Source organism: Microbacterium sp. SL62 (assembly GCF_026672635.1).
Classification (GTDB): domain Bacteria; phylum Actinomycetota; class Actinomycetes; order Actinomycetales; family Microbacteriaceae; genus Microbacterium; species Microbacterium testaceum_A.
The window spans coordinates 1,354,111-1,377,221 of the sequence record NZ_JAPPRM010000001.1 but is presented as its reverse complement, the minus strand read 5'-3'; the positions used below and the strand labels follow the sequence as shown (position 1 = coordinate 1,377,221).

Sequence of the window (23,111 nt, the reverse complement as noted above, 5' to 3'; positions counted from 1 at the left end):
TGGGGGGTACCCTTCCAGCCGTCGATGCGTTCCCTCCGCGCCCGGCTGCGCCGTCTACGCACAGGATGCGGGAGATCTCTTGCCAGGTAACGCCACCACGCACTTCGACGATGTGGCCCTCGTTTCGGTGGCGAGCGTCCTGCCCAGCCGCGTCACGACGTCGGACGACATCGAAGACCGTCTCGCCCCGGCGCTGCAGCGCCTGAAGCTCAAGCCGGGACTCCTGCGTCGCGTGGCGGGCGTCAACGAGCGCCGCAACTGGGCGGAGGGCGAGTCCTCCGACGAGGCGACGATCGCCGCCGGTAAGCAGGCCCTCGCCGACGCGGGCGTCGACCCGAGCGAGATCGGTCTGATCATCAACACCTCGGTGACGCGCAAGCACCTCGAGCCCTCGGTGGCCGTGCGCCTGCACCACGGCCTGGGCCTGCCGAGCTCGGCGATCAACTTCGACGTCGCAAACGCGTGCCTCGGTTTCATCAACGGCATGAGCCTGGCCGCCGGCATGATCCAGTCGGGTCAGGTCAAGTACGCCCTCATCGTCAACGGTGAGGATGCCGACGAGATCCAGGTCAACACGATCAACCGCCTCGTCCGCGAGGACCTCGACCGCGACGCCTTCATGCAGGAGTTCGCCTCCCTGACCCTCGGCTCGGGAGCCGCCGCCGCCGTCCTCGGCCGCGCGAGCGACCACCCCGAGGGCCACCGCATCGTGGGCGGCGTCACGCGCGCCGCGACGCAGTTCTACGACCTCTGCGTCGGCAGCGTCGACGGCATGTTCACCGACGCCAAGGCCCTGCTCAAGGGCGGGCTCGACCTCGTCGTCTCCGCCTGGAAAGAGGCGAAGGGCGAGTTCTCGTGGACCGGCATGGACCGCTACATCACGCACCAGGTGTCCTCCGTGCACACCTCGGCCATCGTCCGCGCCGCCAAGCTCGATCGCGAGCGCGTCCCCGTGACCTACCCCGCCCTCGGCAATGTCGGCCCGGCCTCGATCCCGATCACGCTCGCCGCCGAGCAGAAGACGCTGCGCCGAGGTGATCGCGTCCTCCTGATGGGAGTGGGCTCCGGCCTGAACACCGGCATGCTGGAGCTGGCCTGGTGAGCTTCGCGCGCGTCACAGGACCCCAGGCCACGCTTCCCCCCGCGGGTCTGCCCGGGCTCGACCCGGCCCTGTCGCGCCTCGTGAGCGTCGACGGCGTCCTCGCCGATGCCGGCGCCACGCGCCTCTGGCACGTCCTCGACACGGGCGACGCCCTCGCCGAGCGCGGCGTCGAGCCGATCGGCACGATCGTCGCCGTACACGGCAATCCCACGTGGTCGTACCTGTGGCGAGCCCTCGTGAACGCCTCCCTCGCGCGCGCCGAAGCCGGAGCGGCCGTGTGGCGCGTGCTGGCCGTCGACCAGCTCGAGATGGGCTTCTCGGAGCGATCCTCGCTGCGGCGCACCCTGGCCCAGCGCATCGCCGATCTCGACGCTCTCGTCGAGGGTCTCGGCATCCGGGGTCCGATCGTGACCATCGGTCACGATTGGGGCGGGCCGGTCTCGCTCGGCTGGGCCGTGGAGCATCGCGATCGTCTCGCCGCGGTGATCGCCTTGAACACCGCCGTGCACCATCCCGAGGGGGCGTCGCTGCCGTTCGCGTTGCGCGTGGCCACGGCTCGCGGCCTGCTCGCCGCCGGCACGACGGGCACGACGGCGTTCCTCGACACCACCTTGGCGCTGGCCGAGCTCGATCCGGCGGTCACGGCCGCGTTCCGGGCGCCGTACGCCACCGTCGCCCGTCGCCGCGGGATCGGCGGCTTCGTCGCCGACATCCCCGCGACCCCCGAGCATGAGAGCACGCCCGCGCTGCACCGCATGTCGGCGGGTCTGCGCGAGCTCGAGGTGCCCGCTCTGCTGCTGCGCGGTCCGAAGGACCCGGTGTTCGGCGAGGACCACCTCGACGACCTCATCGACCGCCTGCCGCACGCGGACGTGCACCGTTTCGAGGGGGCAGGCCACCTGGTCGCCGAGGAGCGCCCGTACGCCGACGTCGTGCTCGACTGGCTCGACGAGAAGGTCGTGGATGCCGTCGCCCCCGCGACCCGTTCGCGTCGCTCCGCCGCCGCGAAGCGCGCCGCCGCCGTTCCCGCCCCCGAAGCCGCCGCCGCGCCCTCCGGCCATCTGTGGGACGCTCTCGACGCCCGGCGCGATGACGACGGCACCGCCGTCATCGACATGACCACCGAGAGCGACGGGGCACCGCTGCGCGTGAGCTGGCGCCGGCTGTCCGCCCGCGTCGACGAGCTCGCCGCGGGACTCGATGCCTTCGGCGTGCGCGCGGGCGACCGTGTCTCGCTGCTCGTGCAGCCCGGCCCGACCCTCACCGCCGCCCTGTACGCGTGCCTGCGCATCGGTGCCGTGGTCGTCGTGGCCGACCGGGGTCTCGGCATTCGGGGTCTGTCGCGCGCCGTGCGCGGCGCCGTCCCCGACGTCGTCATCGGCGAGGTCGCGGGTCTCGCCGCCGCTCGCACCCTCGGCTGGCCGGGGCGTCGGATCTCGGCCGCCGCCCTTCCCGCCGTCACCTCCCGCGCGCTTGGTGTCGAAGCGAGCCTGTCCGACTTGGCCCGCGCCGGTCGGGGCCGCGCCGTGCCCGCTGCCCCGGGCCCCGACGCCGACGCGGCGGTGCTCTTCACCTCGGGTTCGACGGGACCGGCGAAGGGCGTCGTGTACACGCACGCGCAGCTGACCGCGTTGCGCGACACCCTCGCCGCGCACTTCGGCGTCACCGCCGAAACGGGCCTGGTCACCGGCTTCGCCCCCTTCGCCCTGCTCGGACCGGCGCTCGGCACGCGCTCGGCGACGCCCGACATGGACGTGTCCGCCCCGCGCACCCTGACCGCGGCCGCCGTCGCCGCCGCCGTCCGGGCGTCCGACGCGCGGATCGTGTTCCTGTCGCCGGCGGCGGTCTCGAACGTCGTCGCGACGGCGTCCGACCTGACCCGCGACGACCGCGCGGCCCTCGAGAAGGTCGAGACGTTCCTCTCGACCGGTGCCCCCGTGAGCGTCGATCTGCTGCGCCGCGCGCAAGAGCTCATGCCGAACGCCGTGGCCCACACCCCCTACGGCATGACCGAGTGCCTGCTCGTCGCCGACGTGACCCTGCCCGAGATCGAACAGGCGCGCGGCGACCGCGGGGTCTGCGTCGGCCGCCCGCTCGGCACCGGCCAGGTGCGCATCTCGGCCCTCGACGCCGAGGGTCGCGCCGCGGGCGAACCCCGGACGGACGCCGGGGTCACCGGCGAGGTCGTCATCTCGGCGCCCCACCTCAAGCGCGGCTACTTCCGGCTGTACCTCACCGACCGCGAGGCCCGGCGCGGGCTTCCCGAACGCTGGCACCGCACGGGCGACGTCGGTCACCTCGACGTCGACGGCCGCCTCTGGATCGAGGGGCGCCTCCCCCACGTGATCACCACCGCCGACGGCCCGGTCACTCCCGTCGGGATCGAGCAGAACGTCGAGTCGGTTCCCGCCGTCGAACGCGCCGCGGCCGTGGGCGTGGGACCGGTGGGCCGACAGGTCGTCGTGACGGTCGTCGAAGCCGGCGTGCGGCGCCCCGGTCTGGCATCCCCCGATCTGACCGAGAGGGTCCGCGCGGCGACGTCGCAGCGTCTCGCGGCCGTGCTCGTGGTCCCGACGCTCCCGACCGACATCCGCCACAACTCGAAGATCGACCGCTCGCGCCTGGCCCGGTGGGCGGAGCGCGTGTTGGCCGGAGAGAAGCCGACGGCGCCGTGAAGGTCCTCGCCACCGGGTCGTCCGGCTTCCTCGGCCGCGCCGTCGTACGCGCTCTCCACGACGCGGGCCACGAGGTGCGTACCCTGCAGCGCCGCCCCTCGGGCGTCGACGGCGCCGACGACCGGCTCGGATCGGTCACGGATCCGGATGCCGTGGCATCCGCCCTTGAGGGCATCGACGGGATCGTCCACCTCGCGGCGAAGGTCTCGCTCGCCGGTGACCCCGCGCAGTTCCGCGCCGTGAACGTCGACGGCACCCGCACCCTGCTCGACGCCGCCGCGGCGGCCGGCGTCACGCGCGTCGTGCACGTGTCGTCGCCGTCGGTCGCGCACGCGGGACACGCTCTCGCGGGCGTGGGCGCGGAGCTCGCTGATCCGGATGCCGCGCGCGGCGAATACGCCCGCACGAAGGCCGAGGCAGAGGTGCTCGCGCTCTCCCGCGCCGGCGGGGGGACGGCCCTCGTCGCGATCCGCCCGCACCTCGTCTGGGGCCCGGGCGACACCCAACTCATCGAGCGCGTCGTCGCCCGCGCGCGCCGGGGCACCCTGCCCCTGCTCGACGGCGGCACGGCGCTCATCGACTCCACGTACGTCGACAACGCGGCATCCGGGATCGTGGCCGCCCTGCACCGTGTCGACGAGGTCAGCGGGCGCGCCTACGTGCTGACCAACGGCGAACCGCGGCCGGTCGGCGACCTTCTCGCCGGCATCTGCCGCGCCTCGGGCGTCACTCCCCCGCGATTCAGCGTGCCCGCGGGAGTGGCCAAAGCCGCAGGCTCGCTCATCGAGCGGGTCTGGGCCGTGCGTCCGGGTCAGGACGAACCGCCCATGACCCGCTTCCTCGCCGAGCAGCTGTCGACCGCGCACTGGTTCGACCAGACCGAGATCCGCCGCGACCTGCGGTGGAGTCCCACCGTGTCACTGGACGAGGGCCTCCGCCGCCTCGCGCGCGCCTGACCCCGCGGCATCCGGCCCCTCCGCCGCCCTGAAGCCGCCGCGCGCGGCATGCGTGCACAACGCAGGACTTCCGCGCCTTCAGCGCGGTCCGATCCACCGAATCGGCGCCCCGGGCCCGGCCGTTCCTGTGTTGTGTCCCGCGCGGGCCCCAGACCCGGCACACGCGCGTGCGTCCCGCCCGATCCGGCCGTCCGCCCCCGGGCACCGCAGCCCCTGCGGCGCAACGCACGACTTGCGTCGGCGATGCGGCCGCCACGGCCGGTCCGGCCACCCGGGAGCATGGAAGTCCTGCGTCACGTCCGCGCGGGTGCCATCCGCAGACGCGGAAGGCCCGCCCCGCGAGGGGACGGGCCTTCCGGATGCCGCGACGACCGAGCCGCAGCGGACCGGGCTCAGACCAGGTCGAACCGGTCGAGCTCGGTGACCTTGCGCCACGCGGCGACGAAGTCGCGCACGAACTTCTCCTTGGCGTCGTCCGAGGCGTAGACCTCGGCGAGCGCGCGCAGCTCGGAGTTCGACGAGAACACCAGGTCGACGCGGGTGCCGATGCCGACCTTCTCGCCCGAGCCGTCCTTGGTGCCCTCGAACGCGTGCTTGCCGCTGTCGAGCGGCTTCCACGTCGTGCCGAGGTCGAGGAGGTTCGCGAACACGTCGTTGGTCAGGGCGCCGGGGGTGTCGGTGAACACGCCCCAGTCGCTGCCGTCCCAGTTGGCACCGATCGCGCGCAGGCCGCCGACCAGTACGGTCATCTCGGGAGCCGTGAGCGTCAGCAGGTTGGCCTTGTCGAGCAGCAGGAACTCCGCGGGCAGACGCGCCTCGCGCGAGGCGTAGTTGCGGAAGCCGTCGGCCACCGGCTCGAGCCAGCGGAACGACTCGATCTCGGTCTGCTCCTGCGAGGCGTCGGTGCGGCCGGGGGCGAAGGGCACCTCGACCTCGACGCCGCCGGCGAGGGCGGCCTGCTCGACACCGGCGTTGCCCGCGAGCACGAGCAGGTCGGCGATCGAGACCTTCTTCTCGCCCTGCGCGTCGAAGTCGGCCTTCACGCCCTCGAGCACGGAGAGAACGGATGCCAGCTGCTCGGGGTTGTTGACCGTCCAGCTCTTCTGCGGCTCCAGGCGGATGCGCGCGCCGTTCACGCCGCCGCGCTTGTCGCTGCCGCGGAACGTGGATGCCGCGGCCCACGTCGTGGTGACGAGCTGCTGCACCGTGAGACCGCTGTCGAGGATGCGCTTCTTGAGGGCGGCGGCATCCGCCTCGTCGATCAACGGGTGGTCGACCGCGGGCACGGGGTCCTGCCACACGAGCACCTCGGCGGGCACCTCGGAGCCGAGGTAGCGCTCGCGCGGTCCCATGTCGCGGTGGGTGAGCTTGAACCAGGCGCGGGCGAAGGCGTCCTGGAAGGCCGCCGGGTCGTCGAGGAACCGGCGCGAGATCTTCTCGTACGCGGGGTCGACGCGCAGGGCCAGGTCGCTGGTGAGCATGCGGGGCTCGCGGCGTCCCTCGGAGTGTGCGAGCGGCACCATGTCGGCTCCCCCGCCGTTGACGGGCCGCCACTGGTGGGCGCCCGCGGGGCTCTGGAAGAGCTCCCACTCGTAGCCGAAGAGGATGTGGAAGAACTCGTTGTCCCAGCGGGTGGGGTGGTAGGTCCAGGTGACCTCGAGGCCCGAGGAGATCGTGTCGTCGCCCTTGCCGCTGCCGAAGTCGCTCTTCCAGCCGAAGCCCTGGTCTTCGATGTCGCCGGACTCGGGGTTGGGGCCGACGTGCGAGTCGCTCGCCGCGCCGTGCGTCTTGCCGAAGGTGTGGCCGCCGGCGATGAGGGCGACGGTCTCCTCGTCGTTCATGGCCATGCGACCGAACGTCTCGCGGATGTCGCGTGCCGACTTCAGCGGGTCGGGCTCGCCGTTGGGGCCCTCGGGGTTGACGTAGATGAGGCCCATCTGGACCGCGGCGAGCGGCTTGTCGAGCTCGCGATCGCCCGTGTAGCGCTCGTCGCCGAGCCACGTGGTCTCGGGGCCCCAGTACACGTCGTCGTCGGGCTCCCACACGTCGGTGCGGCCACCGGCGAAGCCGAAGGTCGAAAAGCCCATGTCCTCGAGCGCGACGTTGCCGGCGAGGATCATCAGGTCGGCCCACGAGATGGACTGGCCGTACTTCTTCTTGACCGGCCACAGCAGGCGACGGGCCTTGTCGAGGTTGACGTTGTCGGGCCAGCTGTTCAGCGGGGCGAAGCGCTGCATGCCCGCGCCCGAGCCGCCGCGACCGTCGGTCACGCGGTAGGTGCCGGCGCTGTGCCAGGCCATGCGGATCATGAGGGGGCCGTAGTGGCCGAAGTCGGCGGGCCACCAGTCCTGCGAGGTCGTCATGACCTGCTGGATGTCGCTCTTGACGGCGGCGAGGTCGAGCGCCTCGAAGGCCGCCTTGTAGTCGAAGCCCTCGTCGAGCGGGTCGCGCAGAGCGTTGTTCTTGGCGAGGATCTTGACGTTCAGGCTCTCGGGCCACCACACGCGATTGGCGGATCCCTGGGTGGGGTGGGGCAGGGCGCCGGCGGGCTCGCTGTCGGCGGGGGCTTCGCCCACGGGCAGTCGGTTGTCGTCGGGGGCGGCACCATCGTGGAAGACGGGGCACCCGTTCAGAGCGTCGCTCATCGGGATCCTCTCGGTTTTTCGGCTTCGGACTTCGCCCGACAATCGGAGCACACGCCCCAGAACGTCACCTCTGCGGTTTCGATGAGAAAGCCGCTTCCCGCCGGCATGTGCAGGCACGGCGCGGCCCCGACGACGCAGTCCACGTCGTCGATGCGGCCGCACCCGGTGCACACCACGTGGTGGTGGTTGTCGCCCACGCGCAGTTCGAAGGTTCCGGCGTGGCCGGCGGGTTCGATACGGCGGGCGAGTCCCGCGTCGGCGAAGTCGCCGAGCGCGTTGTACACCGACTGCTTGCTCGTTCCGGGGAGAGTGCCGACGATCCCGTCGTAGACGGCGTCGGCGGTGGCGTGCGGCCGGGCGCGGAGGGCTTCGAGGACGGCGATGCGTGTCGCCGTCACCCGCAGACCCGCCCCGCGGATGAGGGCATCCGCGGGAGCGTCCGGCCGACTGTCGAGCATGCGACCAGCGTATCTATTTTTGAGTGAATCAAAAATGACACGCCGGGAAACGCTCGGGAACGCTCACCCGATCGTCGTCATGGCGCGGAGCACACGGCATCCGGATGCCGTCACCCCGCCGTCAACGTCGGAGTGCCCGCCTCGTACTCAGTGAGATCACCCGTCTCGCCCACGCGCGCCGCGCGTCGACCCACGACCAGCATGTAGAACAGGAAGACCCCGAGGGCCAGAGCGCCGATCGCGATCTTGATCTGCCACGGCCACTCGCGCGGGGTCACGAATCCCTCCACGAGGCCCGACAGGGCCAGGGCGAAGACCAGGCCCACGGCCACCGTCGCGAGCGATCGACCCGCCGCCGCGAGCGCCTCCGCCCGCGTCCGCCGGCCCGGGGCGACCCACGCCCAGAAGATCTGCAGGCCCGCCCCTCCCGCGACGAAGATCGCCGTGAGCTCTAGCAGACCGTGCGGGAGGATGAACTGGAAGAACAGGTCGCCGCGGTCGAACGAGAACATGATCGCCGCCGACGTCCCCACCCCCACGGCGTTCTGCATGATCACCATGAGCGGCCAGATGCCCGTGACCCCGAACAGCACGCACTGCGCCGCGATCCAGGCGTTGTTCGTCCACACCGACCCGGCGAAGATGGCGTTCGGGTTCTCGCGGTAGTAGCTCACGAACTGCTCGTCGGCGTAGTTCTGCAACTGACTCTGCTCCCCCAGCGCCGCCACGGCCGCGGGATCGCCCGAGATCCACAGGGCGACGAGCGTCGCCACCACGAGGAAGCTCAGGGTCACGGCGAGCGTGCTCCAGCGCACGCGATACAACGCCGCCGGCAGCTGCAGCACGAAGAAGCGCGGCAGCTGCCGCAGGACGTTGTCGCGGACGCCCGTGAGACGCAGGCGCGTCCGCGCCAGCAGGATCGAGACGTAGTCGCCCTCGGGCGTGCGTCCGGCCGAGGTCTTGATGTCGGCCAGGTCGGCCGAGGCCGCGCGGTAACGGGTGACGAGTTCGTCGACGTCGGGGCCGCTCAGGCGTTTACGGCGGCCCAGTTCGTCGAGTCGCGCCCACTCGTCGCGCCGGGCGGCCGTCAGGGCGTCGAGGTCCATGTGGTCAACTGTACGCATGGCTTCGTCGTCGACCCCCGCTCCCGCGGTCGCCCTCGTCCACACGAGCGCCGATGAGACGCTGACCGGAGAGGCCGTCGCCCTCGACGTCCAGCCCGTCGGCTTCTTCTTACGCGCGGTCGGCGCCGTCATCGACTTCCTCGTCGGGGTCGTGCTGCTCATCGGCGGCGCACTGCTGCTGGTGTCGATGGTCGCGGCGGGCACCCTGCCCGAGTCCGCCGTCCGGATCGGCGTCATCTCGCTGCTGGTGCTCGTGACGGTCGCGATCCCCACCACCGTCGAGACCCTCTCGCGCGGCCGGAGCCTCGGCCGCCTCGCCGTGGGAGCGCGCATCGTCCGTACCGACGGCGGGGCCGCGGGCTTCCGCCAGGCCCTGATCCGCTCGCTCACCGGGGTGCTCGAGGTGTGGTTCACGCTCGGCGCGATCGCGGCGGTCGTCGGCATGTTCACCCCGCGCGCCCAGCGCCTGGGCGACCTGCTCGCCGGCACCGCGAGCGAGCGCACCCGCACGCGCCGTCTTCCTGATCCGGCCCCCGGCCTGCCCGCCGGCTGGGAGTCCTGGGCCGCGATCGCCGACGTGTCGCGCCTGCCCGATCGACTGGCCGCGCGCGTCGCGCAGTTCGTCCGCGGGGCCGACGCGCTCGAGCCGGCCGCCCGGGTGCGCGTCGCCGCCTCGCTCGCCGAGGCCGTGCGTCCCTTCGTCTCACCGCTGCCCCCGTCCGACCCGGAGGGGCTCGTGCGGGCGGTCTCGGCGGTGCGCCGGGACCGCGAGTACCGCGCGCTGCTGCTCGAGAACGATCGGGCGGCGACCCTCACCGAGAAGGCGTGAGTCGCCGAGGATCGTCGCTTCGGACGCGCCGTAAGCGGCGATTCCCGGCGACGCGCGTCTGAGGGACGCTCACGCCCGAGAGCCGTCAGCGGATCAGGTGCGCAGCGTCTCGTGACGAACGACGACCCAGCCCTTGGGCACCGACAGCCGGTCGGCGTGAATCGCGCACAGATCGTGCGCGTGCGGGTCCCCCGCGGGACCGAGGGGGCCGAGAGCCGCCATCTGGTCGCCGTAGTCGTAGGTGAGGGTGCTCATCGCCTCGCGGGCGCATCCCACCTTCGAGCAGAGTCTGTCGCGCATCGCGGGTCAGCCTAGTCAACCCCTCCGACACCGCGCGGACGCCGCGCCGCTCGAAGCGCATGCCGGCGCCCGGGCGGCAGCATCCAGACCGGGGGTGGGGCACATCGGCGGGCCCCCGACCCGACACACCGGCGGCATCGGTCTCTCAGCGGCGTCCCCCCGTCGTGCATGCGACGCGCCGAGGCCGCCCCGGACAACCCCGGTCCGGATACCGGGACCCCGGCCCGCCGATCACTCCGGCGTCGACGAGCGGGGGACACGGCACGACCGAGCCGGGCCCCCGAACGTAGGATGGGCCCATGATGCGTCGCCGATCCCGCGAAGCGCGACCCGTGGCCCGCCCCTCGCGGCACGGTCGTCACGGCCGTGAGAATCGCAGCCCGGTCGTACGCCCGCCGTTGCCCCCGATCGACACGCGCGTCGAGAGATTCGACATCGCGGTCGGCGCCGCGGCCGAGTTCCTCCGCTCGGCCTGGACCGACCTGCGCGAGGTCTCGTTCGAGATCGGGATCATGCCTCCCGCCGCGGCCGACGGCATCCCGCGCTGGACCGTCCTGCGCGAACAGAAGCGCATCATCCTCTACCGCGTGCCGATCGAACGCCTCGGTCACCCCCATCACGACGATGACCTGCACCGGCGGATGATGATCGAGGGCGCGGTCTTCCGGGCGGCCGCCGAGTACCTCGACCGCGACCCGTGGGACCTCGGCCCCGAACGCTTCCGCTTCTTCTGACCCGCACCCGGCGGCGCGACGCTACGGCAGGATCGTGAGCGCCGAGGCCGCGGCATCCGCCGGCCACAGGGGGTACGACGCCAGCGCTCCGGCGCCCGCGTACGTCACGGCCGCGCGCACGGGCGCCCCCGTCTCGAGACGGTAGACGCCCGCCGCGACCGGCACGGCGACACTGGCGCCGGCGGCGACGGCCGTGGTGACCGCGGCGCCGCCATCCGCGGGGGTGAGGGTGACGGTCGCGTCGGTGTCGCCGCCGGCGATCACCAGGTTCGCGCCCACACCCGAGGCAACGGCGATATCGCTGGGCGTCGAGATGGCGGGCGCGGGGACGTACCAGGCGAAATCGGAGCCCTCGCCGAAACCGGTGGTCGACCACGTCGCCCCGACGATCGGCGCGGTGGCCAACACGTCGACCGTGTACGCGCCGGCAGCGGCGCCCGACAGGTTCACCGAGGTGGGCAGCCCCGCCGTGAGAGGGATGTCGGTGGGGGCGGGAGCGCTGACCGAGGGGTCGTTCGGCACGAGCGTCACGGTCGCCGAAGCGTCGGATCCGGGAGACAGCAGGCGCAGCACCGTGCCCGCCTGGCTGGCGTCCGCGGCCAGGACCTGCACGCCCGGCATGACCAGTCGCGTGTCGGCCTGTGCGAGAGGCGCCACCTGATCCACCCCGCCCGGCAGCAGCAGACGCGTCAGCTGCGCCTGCAGCGACGCGTGCACCGGGGCGCCCGACGACACGACGCGCACGACCGGGCTCTCTTCTCCGAGCAGCAGACCCGCAAGGGGCACGACACGGCGACCGCCCGCGGGAACCACGAGGTTCTGACCGCTGGGAGGATCCGACACCCCCTTGGCACCGTAGACCGACAGCTGGACGGTCGCGGGAACGGCCCCGGGATTGGCGAGGACGACCAGATCGTTGGCGCCCGTCGTGGTCGCGCCCCCGACGAGCCAGGATTCCGCCAGGGGCGGGCGGCAGGCGGATGCCGCGAAACCGACGAGGTCGCTCGCGGCGGCCGTGGCGGACCCGGCGGCGGCGAGCGGGGACGGAACGCCGTCACGGGGGGCCGCGCGCAGGGCTTCGGCGTCGCCCGAGGCGTCGGAGGTCGCCCCCGTCAGCGCGGTCGAGGAGGCGTCGGAGTCGGCGGGACCGCTGACCACCTGCTGGCCGGCCGCCGAGCTCAGCGAGCTCGCGGAGTCGGCGCTCCGCCCGAGGGCCAGCAGCGGACCGTCGCACGCCAGGACCGTATCGCCGGGGGCCGGCGTGGCCTGCACGCGCACGGGGGTCGCGGAGTACTGCGGCCAGGGCGCGGCGATGCCGACGACCGTGCCGATGACGGCGGCCGTCGCCACCGCGGCTCCCGCGACGACGCGGGCGCTCGTGGCGGCGACACGGACGAGACGACGCTCGCTCATCGGGATCCTCCCGGGTTCGGGCCGACGATGCGCGGCGTCCGGCGGGCGACCCGGCGCGAGGCCGCGGTGGGCACCGCGAGCAGGAGGGCGACGAGAACGACACCGAGCGAACCGACGGCAACGAGTCGCTGGAGGCCCAGACGGTGGTCGTCGAGCGCGGGACGCGGCGTGATCGCCGCGTTCACCCGCCACAGGTCACCGCGTGTGGTCGCTCCCACGGGGTCGAGCAGGTCGCGCTGGTCGAGCGAGGTGGCCGCGCCCAGTCGCGTGCCGCGGATCACGTCGTCCTCGCCGGCGGGAGCCGACTCGAGCAGCACGAACGAGATCCCGCGTGCGGCGAGCCGCGACACGACGTCGTCGGCGGAGGGAGTCACGAGGTCGGCGGCGAGGGCCGCGAGCTCGACGTCCTGATCGTCGGCCGTGGTGCGCGTGGCTTCGACGGTGCTCTGCCCCGAGAGGGTGGCGCTCCCGCCCCACACCACCTGTACGCGCAGGCCGTCGGAGCGCGGGTCGAGGACGATCGTGCCGATGTCGAGCGACCCGCGGCCCTCGGCGGCGACGAACGCCGGGAGGGTCGAGACGGGACCGTTCGTGAGGACGGAGCGGTCGGTGCCGGGGCCTGCGGTCTGCGCGGTCAGGGCCGGGGCGACCGAGACGGCGAGAGCGGCGAGGGCGAGCAGCGCGCCGACGGGGCGGAGCACGCGGACGCGCGCGGGGATGCCGGCGTCGAGCGCCACCACGGCCCCGCCGACGGGACCGATCCACGCGAGGCTCAGTCCCGCTCCCGGCCAGATCGGCACGGGCTCGGAGTGGTCGAACGACACGGCGATCCCCACCGCGGCGAAGGCGGTGGCCAGGCCCGCGACGGCGATGACGATGAGGGCGGATGCCGTGATCCACCGCGGCGTGAGCACGGCGAGCACGGCGAGGACCGCGAGAGGGGCCACGAGCAGGCCCACCCACCAGACCGGTCCCTCCGTCAGGCTGGCCCACCCGCCCGGGTCGGACGTGGGGAACCCGGCTGCCAACAGCGCGCGGCCGAGCGGCGTGGCCGAGGCCTCGGCTCCCGCGTAGACGATGCCGGGGTCGGCGAGCAGGCCCCAGGGGTTGCCGGCGCGCACCTGGGTCCACACGAGCGGGGCGAAGACGACGGCCGAGGGGATCAGGAGCCACACGACGCGGGCGACACCGCGGCCGGCCACGAGCGCGACGACGACGAGCGCCGCCGACCACAGGACCACGACCGCCGGCGCGAGCGAGGGCGCGCACGCGAGGACGGCGACGAGCAGGAGGGAGGCCGCTCCCGCGGGCGCCCACGAGCGATGCGCCACGCACGCGGCGTAGAAGAGCCACGGCAGGAGCAGGTGGACGAGCACACCGGCCGGCCGCCCCTCGGTGAGGGCGGCGAGGAAGGTGGGGGCGAGCGCCCAGGCGACACCGGCGACGATGCGCAGCATCGACGACTCGGTCACGCGGGTCGCGGCGAACCACCCGCCCAGCACCGCGAGCGGAAGGGCGAGCACCCAGAGCACGACGAACGCGCGTGAGGGGTCACCGGGCGACAGCGTGCCGATCAGGGCGACGAGAGCCGAGAACGGGTCCGCCGGGCCGATGGCATCCAGGCCGAGGGGGCGCGCTCCCCAGGCGGCGTCCTGCCACAGCTGGGCGACGTTCTGGCGCAGCGGGGCGAGGGCTCCCCCGCCGAGCACGGGCCACGCCAGCAACGGGGCGAAAAGGGCCGCCGAGACCGCGAGGGCGCCGAGCACAGCCCATGCTCCCCCGCCGACGAAGAAGCGCAGTTCCGAGCGCACGGGGGCGTCGGGGTCGGCGACGTCGCTCTCCCAGCGCAGCCGCATCTCCGAGCGGGAGACCCGGAGCGGCGCGAGCCGTGACCATCCGACCACCCGCGAGGAGCGGATGCGACGACGGGCCCGGGCGATGGCCGCCGGTCGGGCCATGACGAGCAGCGTCGCCCCCCACTCGGGAAGGACGCGGTACGGGACCTTCGAGACCAGGTGCAGGATCGTGCGCCACAGGGCGAGCGGCAGCAACGACAGCCAGTGCAGCGCCACCGCCGGAGCGGGCGCGTAGACCAGGCGGCGGTGGAGTTGCGCGGTCCGTGTCGCAAAGGCGCGGCGCCGCGCGCGGCGGCGACCGCGGGCCATCGCCGCGACCCCGTCGCCGGCGACGGCGACACGGGCGGCGGGCACGAGCGAGACGAGGTGGCCCGCGAGACGTGCGCGCACGCCCAGATCGAGCCCCTCGTCGGCGCCGCCCAGCGCGGGGTCGAGACCGCCGAGGGCGGTCCAGGCGTCGCGGCGAACGAGCAGGCCGCGGACGTCGGCGCCGAGCACGTCGGCATCGCCGTCGCGCTGTCCCTGGTCGAGTTCGCCGGCCGCGAGCTCGACGGTGCCGCCGTAGCGGTTCATGCTCACGCCCAGCGAGAGGATCGCGTCGCGGTCGTCCCACGCCACGAGCTTGGGGGCCGCGACGACCAGCGGGGGCGAGAGTTCGAGGGCGCCGGCCAGGCGCACCAGGGCGTCGGGGCCGGGCGCGGTGTCCTGCGCGAGCAGCCAGACCGCATCGCCGGTGAGGCGCGGGGTGGCCAGAGCCGTGGCGGCGGCGAACGAGGTGCCGGCCGGAGCCGTGATCACGCCCTCCGCGCCGGAGGAGGCGGCGAGACGCGTCAGAGCGGGGTCGGAGCCGCACAGCACGATCGTGAGGGCGTCGACGGGGCGGGTCTGGGCGGCGAGGGCCGCGAGGGTGCGCTCCAGATGGTTCGCTGCAGGAGTGCGTCCTTCGGGACGCACGACGAGGATGGCGTGAACACGGGCGGGCATGACGCGGATCAGCCTAAGCGCGTGCTCCCCTGATCACGGACGCCGCGCCGTCGGCGCGAGGATCGCTCGAGCGGACGGATGACGCGGATCAGGCGCGACGCTTGAGCTTGCGGCGCTCGCGCTCGCTGAGGCCGCCCCAGATGCCGAAGCGCTCGTCGTTCTGCAGCGCGTACTCGAGGCACTCCGACTTGACGTCGCACGACGTGCAGATGCGCTTGGCATCTCGCGTCGAGCCGCCCTTCTCGGGGAAGAACGCCTCGGGGTCGGTCTGCGAGCAGAGCGCATCGGTCTGCCAGGCGAGCGTGTTCTCTTCGGTGGAGTCGATGTCGCGGCGAACGCCTGGTACACCGAGATCGACCGGATCGACGAACCAATTCTCCGGGACACCGGACCGGTACTGCGACGTCGCCATATCGTCCTCCGCCTCGTTCAAGCCCCCATGACGCGGTTCCGCGCAGTCATAATTACACCCGTGTCATTCCGCTGAGTCAAGTCGCGGATCGTAAACCCTCAAGGGCGAGGTGAACCTTTAGCCGCGTCCCCGGCGTGTCGCGGCTCTCACGCACCGGGCATGGCGACGAAGACCTCGCCGCCACCGTCTGCGGCGAGAGGGGACTCGTCGGGCGTGACGAGGGCGGCCTGACCCGGGAGCACGGTGATGCTCCGCCCCGAGGCGCCCGTGAGCACGGTCTCGCCCGTCACGCCGAGGGCGATCGCGACACCGCGGAGCTCCAGGCTGCCCACAGCGCCCACCTCGAAGCGACCGAGCGCGAAGTCGGCGATCCCGGGCGCGAAGACCTCGGCGTTCTCCCCCGTCGCGACCGGGCGCAGGAACGGGGGTTCGGCCGGCCGGAAGTCGACCAGGGCGAGCAGTTCGGACACGTCGATGTGCTTGGGTGTCAGGCCCCCGCGCAGCACGTTGTCGCTCGCCGCCATGATCTCGACGCCGAGACCGGCGACGTAGGCGTGCAGGACGCCGGCGGGGACGAAGATCGCCTCCCCGCGGCGCAGCTCGACGAGGTTCATCAGCAGGGCCACCACGATGCCCGGGTCGGCGGGGTACGCCGCGTGCAGCGACCGCGTCAGGGCCAGCTCGGCGCCGAACTCCGGCGCCTCGGCCGAGGCCGCGGCATCCACGATCTCTTCGATCTCGGCGCGCTCGGCCTCGCCGAGCAGCCAACCGATCGCGGAGCGCAGCGGGTCGTCGCCGGCCAGGTGGGCCCGCAGGGTCTCGACGGCGGGAGCGTCACCCAGGGCCGAGACGAGGGCACGCGTGCGCTCCAGGTCGCGGAGCCCCGCGAGGGCGGTGAAGGTGTCGCTCAGTGCGACGATCACCTCGGGCTTGTGGTTGTCGTCCTTGTAATTGCGCTCCCCCGCATCGCGGGGAACCCCGGCACGCTCCTCACGGGCGAAGCCCTCGACCGCTTGCTCCTTCGAGGGGTGCACCTGGATCGAGAGGGGAGCTCCCGCGGCGAGGAGCTTCAACAGGTACGGCAGCTTCGCGGGAACACCCTGCTCGGCCGCGACGGCCGGCAGCCACGCGTCGAGCGTGCGGGCGGAGCCGTCGTGCACCTCGGCCGGCGATCCCGGGTGGTCGCCGAACCACACCTCGGCTTCGGGGGCCCCGGTGGGCTCGCGCCCCTCCAGGTCGGCGATGAGGGTCGGGCTCCCCCAGGCGTAGTCGCGGGGGGTGTTCGAGATGGCGATCAGCACGGCGTCAGCATAATGTGCGCACCCGACGGCGACGGATGCCGACCGCTACCCTGAACAGACCATGGCGATGCACACGAATCACCCGGTGTCGGCGCTGCCGACGGCACCGGCGCGCGAGACGACCGGGCACCTGCTGCTCCGGGCCTGGTGCGTCCTCCTGCTCGTGCTCGCCCTCGGCGGTGTCGGCCTCGTGCACGCCGTCGGGCCGGCCGCGACCGCCGTGGTCGTGGCGGCCAGCGCCGTCGTGTCGGCGATCGTGTGGCTCGTGGTCCGCCCACCCCTCGCGGTCCGGCGACTGCCGTGGATCGCCGCCGGCTACCTCGTCTGGGCGACCGCGTCGCTCGCATGGAGCGCGTGGCCCGCGGCATCCGTCCTGACTCTCCTTCTGCTGTGGATCACGACCTTCCAGGGACTGTTCGTCGGCGCCGTCCTCACCTGGAGGGATGTCGTGCGGGCGATTGCGTCCGCCGCGAAGTGGGTAGTCGGGCTCTCGCTCCTCTTCGAGATCGCGGTCGCTCTGATCGTCCGGGGACCGCTGCTCCCGGGATTCGCCGCGCCGACCGCAGGCGCGGATCCGGTCGCCCCCTGGTCCGACGGCGCCCTCCTCACGGGCGGCCGGATCCAGGGGATCTACGGCGACGCCGACCTGTTGGCGGCCGTCATGCTCGTCGCCATCATCGTCTTCGGCGTGCGGTTGGCGGCGGGGGCGCCTCGGCGGGCCCTGCTCATCGTGTGGATCGCGGTGGCCGGATTCCTCTTCGTCCGCGCCGCGTCGATCACCGCCGTCATCGCCGCGGCCTTCGTCGCGCTCGTGCTGGGGACCGTCCTGGTCATGCGGACGGCCAAGCGCCCCGGCGAGCGCACGCGGTGGTACCTGCTCTACGCCGCGATCGGGCTCGGGGGCGCTGCGGCGCTGTGGTTCGGGCGCGACACGATCTTCGAGATGCTGGGCCGCGGCGCCGACCTCACGGGTCGCGAGGGCATCTGGGCCGACGTGCTCACCCGGGCCGACCAGCATCCGTTCATCGGCTGGGGGTTCTCGACGCCGTGGATCAGCACGGAGCCGCTCATCGACGGCTGGATCGTCGACCAGGGGCAGACCGTCGCCCAGGCGCACGGCATGTGGCTCGACGCGTACCTGCAGCTCGGCGGGGTGGGCATGGCGCTGTTGGCGCTCGTGTACCTCGCCTACCTGTGGAGGTCGTGGTTCTTCGCCGTCGATCGCCCCCGGTGGGACCTGCGAGCCGATCGCCCGCACTCTCCCCTCACGCTCCTGCCGACCCTCGTCGGCGCCCTCCTCGTCGTACAGGGACTGACCGACTCGGGCCCCCTGCTGCTGTGGGGCTGGATGTTCGTGGTCCTGTTCGGCGCGAAGATCAAGCAGACCCCGCTCGTGGGGGTCGGCCCGAGCGAGCAGAGCATCTCGATCGAACGCGGCGAACTGCAGCGCCCCGCGCCCTGACCGGCAAGCGTCGGACGCTCAGGGTGGCGCGGAGAGCGCCCGGTAGACTTCCCGCTGGCCGTCCGCGGCCGCGGCTCCTCGACCGAAAGATCTCTTCGTGACGTACACCCTGCAGAACGCCGTGCTGCCGCTCGACCGCGACCCCGACCTCCTCCCGTTGTACGTCGACCCCGAGACGTGGTCGACCATCGACGAGGAACCGGTGCGGGTCACCAACGTCGCCCAGCTCAGCAACATCCTCGATCGCCACCGCGCCCGCATCGTCGCGGGTCGACGCGTGTCGTTCGGCACGTACTTCAACGCCTTCCCCGCCTCGTACTGGCAGCACTGGACGGCCGTGCGCCAGGTCCGCCTCACGGTGCACACCTCGGGGGATGCCACGGTGCTCGTGTACCGCTCGAACGGCGGCGGCACGAAGCAGCGCATCGAGACCCGAGAGGTGCGCGGCGACGCCGTCGCCACCTCGTTCGACCTCGTCCTCGATCAGTACAGCGACGGCGGCTGGATCTGGTTCGACGTCGCCGCCGACCGCGCGGACGCCATGTTCGAGGGCGCCGAATGGACCACCGAGCAAGAGCCGGTCCGCGGCGGCAAGGCGAGCATCGGCGTCACGACCTACAACAAGCCCGACTACTGCGTCGAGACGCTCATGGCCCTCGCCGACGCCCCCGACGTCCTCGACGTCGTCGACCGGGTGTTCATCATCGATCAGGGCACCGACCTGGTCGAGGCGCAGGACGCCTACCCGGAGGTGGCCGAGCGTCTCGGCGACACCCTCCAGGTGGTGCGTCAGCCCAACCTCGGCGGCTCCGGCGGCTTCGCCCGCGCCATGGTCGAGACCCTCGCCCGCGAGGGCAGCGACTTCGTGCAACTGCTCGACGACGACGTGCGCATCGAGCCCGAGTCGATCCGCCGCTCCGTGGTGTTCGGTCGATACGCCTCGGTGCCCACGATCGTCGGCGCCCACATGTTCGACCTGCTCGACCGGCCGAAGCTGCACGCGTGGGCAGAGGTCGTCGACGACGCGCCCTTCATGTGGCGTGCCCTGTTCCAGGAGCGTCTCCCCCACGACTTCAGCGTCGCCAACCTGCGCCAGAGCCCCCTGCTGCACATGCGCCTCGACGCCGATTACAACGGCTGGTGGATGTGCCTCATCCCGACCAGCATCCTGCGCGAGATCGGCCTGTCGCTCCCCGCCTTCATCAAGTGGGACGACGCGGAGTTCTGCGTCCGGGCTCGGGATGCCGGCTACCCCACGGTCTCCATGCCCGGTGTCGCGCTCTGGCACGTGTCGTGGCTGGGCAAGGACGACTCGATCGACTGGCAGGCGTACTTCCACGCGCGCAACCGCATCGTCGCCGCCCTCCTGCACTCGCGATCGCCGCTGGGCGGAACGCTGATCCGGCACAGCCGTCGCGTCGACCTCAAGCACCTGATGATGATGCAGTACTACCCGGTTGAATTGCGTCACCGCGCACTCCGTGACGTGCTCTCCGGCCCCGATCACATGCGCGCGAACCTCGCGACGGCCATGCCCGACGCGCGGACGGTCGCGAAGAAGCACCCCGAGACCGTCGTGCACAAGGATTCGGGCGTGCCTTTGCGCTCACGCCGCGGACGTCAGGTGTTCAAGCGCCTCAAGAAGCATGAGTTCGACAGCCCGACGGGTGTGGCTCTGCGGACCTTCACCGTGCGCACGCTCCTATCGCACTGGTTCCACACCCCCCAGCCCGAAAACGTCGCGCAGCCCGAGGTCGAGTTCGGCAAGGGCGACGCCCACTGGTGGCGCGTCCCGCTCTACGACAGCGCCCTCGTGAGCGCCGCCGACGGGTCGGGCAAGAACATCTACACGCGCGACCGCGCAATGTTCCGCCGCATGCTCGTCGACAGCTGGAAGCTGCACCGCCGCCTCCAGCGCGAATGGCCCCGCCTGTCCCGTCAGTACCGCCGCGCCCTGCCCGACCTCGTCTCCGAGGCCAACTGGCGCGCGACCTTCGAGGAGCGTCCGTGACCACGGCCCCGTTCGACCCGAAGACCGCGACGATCGTCGTGGTCACCTACAACCGCACGCACCTGCTGACGCGGTTGCTCGAGAGCATCGAGCGCATGGACCCGGCGCCCGGTCACCTCGTCGTGATCGACAACGCCTCGACCGACGACACGACCGCGGTGGTCGAGTCGTTCCGCGACCGCCTGCCCACCGAACTGGTCTACCGCCGCCTCGAGACGAACACCGGTGGTTCCGGAGGCTTCAGCGAGGGCATGCGGGTCGCCTACGAACTCGGGTCCGAGTGGATCTGGCTCATGGATGACGACGTCGAGGTGGTCACCGACGGGCTCGCCCGGATGGGCCACTGGACGCCGCGTTTCCGCAGCATCCAGGGACGCCGGTACGACTACGACGGCAGCGAGTTCTACTGGCAGTACCGGGTGGCCGAGTCGATGGCGATCCCGATCCCCTTCGCTCCGGCGGATTTCGACGACTCCGGCTTCAAGCCGATGAACTCGGGCTGCTTCGAAGGCATGTTCATCCACCGCGACATCGTGGCCAAGATCGGCCTCCCCGATCCGCGCTTCTTCATCTACTGGGACGACCAGCTCTACGGGTGGTTGGCCTCGCGCCAGACGCCGTCGGTCATCGTGAACGAGTTCGTGCTGCGTCGCACGCGCGAGATCAAGCAGTGGGACATGGGCATCCGGCACATGAACGCCTCGAGCGACGCGTACCGGTACTACATCATGCGGAACCGCGCGTACCTGCAGAAGTACTACCGCGCGCTCGGCGTCTACCGCGCGCTGCCCTTCACCCTCGGGACGACGCTGACCTTCGTCAAGGAACTCATCCGTCTCGTCGTCGTCGAGCGCAAGATCACCGGCACGAGCCACCTCTTCCGCGGACTCCGCGACGGCCGACGCATCCTGCGCGACGCGTCGTGGAAGCCCATGCCGCCGCTGGAGCAGTCGCAGCCGGTGTAGCGCCCGGTGTCGAGGTGCCCGGCGGCCGTTGCGAAGAGACCGGCGCTGGAGCGGCCGCCAGTTCACCCCGGTCCGGGCGTCATTCCCACGGGCCCGGAGAACCTGCTGGGCAGGACAGATTCCACGCCGCGGGCGGAAGCTCCGTCGTCGGTGCGGGTCGACCCATCGCCACCCATTCCGGGTAGGACAGCCCGCGGTTCGACAGCGGCGGCTGGAGCCCGGACGACGGATCGTAGGAAAGGTTCATCGCCCCGACGTAGCTGAGCCCGGAACTACGAGATGCTATGCGCCACACCGCGTCGTTCGCCGTCCTCGTCACCGCCATCGGAGTCGGAGAGCCAGCGCGAGTCCACTGCTCGTACGTCACCCGACCACCCTTGCCTGCAGCCGTGTCGCAGAGATAAGCGATACCTCCGCCGGCGTCCCAGCTCAACCGCACGAAGCCACGACCGTCTCGAACCTGGTACGACGGGTAGCCCGCCTCACGCCACTGCCCATACGTCAGCTTGATGACCATGCCGGTGTGATCCTCAGCGAGGAGCTCCGCAGACGTCCCCCACTTGTGAACGGACACGCCCTCGCCCCACGCGACGGTGCGGACGGGCGGGTACCCCGCAGCCCGGTACTCGTTCCAGTCGACGTCCTGCATGATCTGGATGCCGGCACGGTCGAACGCGCTCACCGCGATGACGGTCGGAAAACTGAGGATCTTCTCGTACGTCGTCTTCGCATCGACGAAGGTGGGGAAGCCGCGAGCCGACCACTCGGCGAAGTCAAGGGCGACGGCGCCGTCATCGGTCACCTCGAAGATCGTTCCGTCGTAGGCGGTACGAACATACTCTGGCGCATTCGGCGCGGCGTGGGCAGCTGGGGCGAAGAGACCGGCGAGGGCCGCGGATGCTGCGAGGGCGCTGAGCAGTCGGAGCTTCATGTCTTCGGAACGATCTTTCTTTCGGGTCTGGATGTCGAACAGATCAGGAGAAGGGGGCCGGGTCCCCCATACCGCAGTACCGCTCGACGCTCGAATAGCTGGGCTCGGGCGCGGGAGCAGGCGACCCCATTCCTCGCCACTCCTCGTATCGAAGCTCTCGAAGAGTCAACCGTGGCGGATTGCCGTCAGGGACATACGCCATGTTCATGGCACCCAAATACACGAGTCGCGATTGGCGCGGGTCAGGTCGCCACAGGACATCCCGGGCGGTGCCCACCACGACGTCCGGCGGAGGCGAGCCTTAGCTGCGCCACTGGTCATAAGTGAGACGCGCTCCGCGACCGCCGGAAAGGTCGCACATGTAGGCGATTCCGCCGGATTCGTCCCATGACAGGCGAACGAAGCCCCGATTCTCCCGCGTCGCGAAGGCGGGGTATCCCGCGGCTTGCCACTGGAGCGCGGTGAGGACGATGACGTCGCCCTGGCGATCTCGCGCGAAGATCTCAGGACCGGTAGCCCATTTATACGCGGTCAAAGACTCGTCCCACGGCGCCGTCCACACGGCCGGAAATCCGACGGACGCATACTGCGACCACGTCAGGGCTCTCCGCAGTTCTTGCCGAGCCCTGGGAAAGGCGGTCAATGCGGTGACGGTGGGCAGAGTGAGGGTGCGGTGATAGACGGTCTCCGCGGTCCGCCAAGCGGGAAAGTCGCGCTCCGCCCACCCGTCCCAGGTGAGCGGGGTCACGCCGCTGCTCGTCACCTCGTAGATCGTCCCGTCATAGGCCGTGCGCAGATACTCGGTACCCGCGACTGCACCCGCCGGAAGCGGCGGCGCCATCAGCGCCCCCGCGACGATCACAACACCGATCATCGCCGTCCCGAGACGTGTCCCCACACAAGCCTCCTCGGCCGCTCCCCGTGCTTCGAAACGAAACGTACCGCATTTTCCC

General features: G+C 71.9%; 18 protein-coding genes. 8 read left to right on the top strand and 10 right to left on the bottom strand.

Going from position 1 to position 23,111, the window contains the following annotated elements; genetic code table 11:
- Positions 1-79: 79 nt before the first annotated feature.
- Genes OVA26_RS06430 through OVA26_RS06420 form a run of 3 tightly spaced genes read left to right on the top strand, consistent with a single transcriptional unit; the run spans position 80 to position 4,733 of the window.
- A complete protein-coding gene (locus OVA26_RS06430) occupies positions 80-1,102 on the top strand; it encodes a 3-oxoacyl-ACP synthase III (protein ID WP_268103491.1) in 1,023 nt (340 codons plus the stop codon).
- The gene (locus OVA26_RS06425) at positions 1,099-3,777 is read left to right on the top strand and encodes an alpha/beta fold hydrolase (protein WP_268103490.1); all 2,679 of its coding nucleotides are present in this window, start codon (positions 1,099-1,101) and stop codon (positions 3,775-3,777) included. The genes OVA26_RS06430 and OVA26_RS06425 overlap by 4 nt, the downstream gene beginning before the upstream one ends.
- Positions 3,774-4,733, top strand: coding sequence for an NAD-dependent epimerase/dehydratase family protein (locus tag OVA26_RS06420; RefSeq protein ID WP_268103489.1), 960 nt, complete (start codon positions 3,774-3,776; stop codon positions 4,731-4,733). Before OVA26_RS06425 ends, OVA26_RS06420 begins: the two co-directional genes overlap by 4 nt.
- Before the next feature lie 392 nt (positions 4,734-5,125).
- Here the strand turns inward: OVA26_RS06420 and katG are convergent, their stop codons facing one another.
- From katG to OVA26_RS06405, 3 genes are all read right to left on the bottom strand, one after another.
- Positions 5,126-7,378: a catalase/peroxidase HPI gene (gene katG, locus OVA26_RS06415; RefSeq protein WP_268103488.1), complete on the bottom strand. Its 2,253-nt coding sequence runs from the start codon at positions 7,376-7,378 to the stop codon at positions 5,126-5,128.
- A complete protein-coding gene (locus OVA26_RS06410; protein ID WP_268103487.1) occupies positions 7,375-7,836 on the bottom strand; it encodes a Fur family transcriptional regulator in 462 nt (153 codons plus the stop codon). The genes katG and OVA26_RS06410 overlap by 4 nt, the downstream gene beginning before the upstream one ends.
- Before the next feature lie 110 nt (positions 7,837-7,946).
- A complete protein-coding gene (locus tag OVA26_RS06405) occupies positions 7,947-8,942 on the bottom strand; it encodes a stage II sporulation protein M (protein WP_268103486.1) in 996 nt (331 codons plus the stop codon).
- Positions 8,943-8,958: 16 nt separating this feature from the next.
- On the opposite strand from OVA26_RS06405, the gene OVA26_RS06400 reads away from it, so the two are divergent.
- Positions 8,959-9,789 (top strand): RDD family protein, encoded by an 831-nt coding sequence (locus OVA26_RS06400; RefSeq protein ID WP_268103485.1) that lies wholly within the window; start codon positions 8,959-8,961, stop codon positions 9,787-9,789.
- A 93-nt stretch (positions 9,790-9,882) separates the two neighbouring features.
- Here the strand turns inward: OVA26_RS06400 and OVA26_RS06395 are convergent, their stop codons facing one another.
- Positions 9,883-10,089 carry a DUF3499 family protein gene (locus OVA26_RS06395; RefSeq protein WP_103206488.1) on the bottom strand — a complete coding sequence of 69 codons (207 nt, stop codon included), beginning with the start codon at positions 10,087-10,089 and terminating at the stop codon, positions 9,883-9,885.
- A 302-nt stretch (positions 10,090-10,391) separates the two neighbouring features.
- Here OVA26_RS06395 and OVA26_RS06390 point away from each other — a divergent pair, with 302 nt between their 5' ends.
- Positions 10,392-10,823: a hypothetical protein gene (locus tag OVA26_RS06390; protein WP_431844593.1), complete on the top strand. Its 432-nt coding sequence runs from the start codon at positions 10,392-10,394 to the stop codon at positions 10,821-10,823.
- 21 nt (positions 10,824-10,844) lie between these two features.
- On the opposite strand, the gene OVA26_RS06385 is transcribed toward OVA26_RS06390, so the two are convergent.
- The 4 genes from OVA26_RS06385 to manA form a co-directional block, all read right to left on the bottom strand.
- Positions 10,845-12,236, bottom strand: a complete 1,392-nt coding sequence (locus tag OVA26_RS06385) for a DUF5719 family protein (protein WP_268103483.1) — start codon at positions 12,234-12,236, stop codon at positions 10,845-10,847.
- Positions 12,233-15,076: a glycosyltransferase gene (locus OVA26_RS06380; RefSeq protein ID WP_268103482.1), complete on the bottom strand. Its 2,844-nt coding sequence runs from the start codon at positions 15,074-15,076 to the stop codon at positions 12,233-12,235. The genes OVA26_RS06385 and OVA26_RS06380 overlap by 4 nt, the downstream gene beginning before the upstream one ends.
- Before the next feature lie 88 nt (positions 15,077-15,164).
- The gene (locus OVA26_RS06375) at positions 15,165-15,488 is read right to left on the bottom strand and encodes a WhiB family transcriptional regulator (protein ID WP_074694106.1); all 324 of its coding nucleotides are present in this window, start codon (positions 15,486-15,488) and stop codon (positions 15,165-15,167) included.
- 146 nt (positions 15,489-15,634) lie between these two features.
- Positions 15,635-16,789: a mannose-6-phosphate isomerase, class I gene (manA, locus tag OVA26_RS06370; RefSeq protein ID WP_268103481.1), complete on the bottom strand. Its 1,155-nt coding sequence runs from the start codon at positions 16,787-16,789 to the stop codon at positions 15,635-15,637.
- Positions 16,790-16,850: 61 nt separating this feature from the next.
- Between manA and OVA26_RS06365 the strand changes: the two genes are divergently transcribed.
- The 3 genes from OVA26_RS06365 to OVA26_RS06355 all read left to right on the top strand — a co-directional run bounded on the left by OVA26_RS06365 (position 16,851) and on the right by OVA26_RS06355 (position 21,227).
- Entirely contained in the window at positions 16,851-18,251 is a 1,401-nt protein-coding gene (locus tag OVA26_RS06365) for an O-antigen ligase family protein (protein WP_268103480.1), read from the top strand.
- Between the two features lie 97 nt (positions 18,252-18,348).
- Positions 18,349-20,262, top strand: coding sequence for a glycosyltransferase (locus OVA26_RS06360; RefSeq protein ID WP_268103479.1), 1,914 nt, complete (start codon positions 18,349-18,351; stop codon positions 20,260-20,262).
- Positions 20,259-21,227, top strand: coding sequence for a glycosyltransferase family 2 protein (locus OVA26_RS06355; protein WP_268103478.1), 969 nt, complete (start codon positions 20,259-20,261; stop codon positions 21,225-21,227). The genes OVA26_RS06360 and OVA26_RS06355 overlap by 4 nt, the downstream gene beginning before the upstream one ends.
- 79 nt (positions 21,228-21,306) lie before the next feature.
- Here the strand turns inward: OVA26_RS06355 and OVA26_RS06350 are convergent, their stop codons facing one another.
- Both OVA26_RS06350 and OVA26_RS06345 read right to left on the bottom strand, forming a co-directional pair.
- Positions 21,307-22,158 carry a hypothetical protein gene (locus OVA26_RS06350; RefSeq protein ID WP_268103477.1) on the bottom strand — a complete coding sequence of 284 codons (852 nt, stop codon included), beginning with the start codon at positions 22,156-22,158 and terminating at the stop codon, positions 21,307-21,309.
- 301 nt (positions 22,159-22,459) lie between these two features.
- Positions 22,460-23,056 (bottom strand): hypothetical protein, encoded by a 597-nt coding sequence (locus OVA26_RS06345; protein ID WP_268103476.1) that lies wholly within the window; start codon positions 23,054-23,056, stop codon positions 22,460-22,462.
- Between the last annotated feature and the right edge of the window lie 55 nt (positions 23,057-23,111).

What these genes read in the sequence shown, in the direction of transcription:
- katG (WP_268103488.1), bottom strand. Translation starts at nt 7,378, where the DNA reads ATGAGCGACGCTCTGAACGGGTGCCCCGTCTTCCACGATGGTGCCGCC.
- OVA26_RS06410 (WP_268103487.1), bottom strand. Translation starts at nt 7,836, where the DNA reads ATGCTCGACAGTCGGCCGGACGCTCCCGCGGATGCCCTCATCCGCGGG.
- OVA26_RS06405 (WP_268103486.1), bottom strand. Translation starts at nt 8,942, where the DNA reads ATGGACCTCGACGCCCTGACGGCCGCCCGGCGCGACGAGTGGGCGCGA.
- OVA26_RS06400 (WP_268103485.1), top strand. Translation starts at nt 8,959, where the DNA reads ATGGCTTCGTCGTCGACCCCCGCTCCCGCGGTCGCCCTCGTCCACACG.
- OVA26_RS06395 (WP_103206488.1), bottom strand. Translation starts at nt 10,089, where the DNA reads ATGCGCGACAGACTCTGCTCGAAGGTGGGATGCGCCCGCGAGGCGATG.
- OVA26_RS06390 (WP_431844593.1), top strand. Translation starts at nt 10,392, where the DNA reads ATGCGTCGCCGATCCCGCGAAGCGCGACCCGTGGCCCGCCCCTCGCGG.
- OVA26_RS06385 (WP_268103483.1), bottom strand. Translation starts at nt 12,236, where the DNA reads ATGAGCGAGCGTCGTCTCGTCCGTGTCGCCGCCACGAGCGCCCGCGTC.
- OVA26_RS06380 (WP_268103482.1), bottom strand. Translation starts at nt 15,076, where the DNA reads ATGCCCGCCCGTGTTCACGCCATCCTCGTCGTGCGTCCCGAAGGACGC.
- OVA26_RS06375 (WP_074694106.1), bottom strand. Translation starts at nt 15,488, where the DNA reads ATGGCGACGTCGCAGTACCGGTCCGGTGTCCCGGAGAATTGGTTCGTC.
- OVA26_RS06365 (WP_268103480.1), top strand. Translation starts at nt 16,851, where the DNA reads ATGGCGATGCACACGAATCACCCGGTGTCGGCGCTGCCGACGGCACCG.
- OVA26_RS06350 (WP_268103477.1), bottom strand. Translation starts at nt 22,158, where the DNA reads ATGAAGCTCCGACTGCTCAGCGCCCTCGCAGCATCCGCGGCCCTCGCC.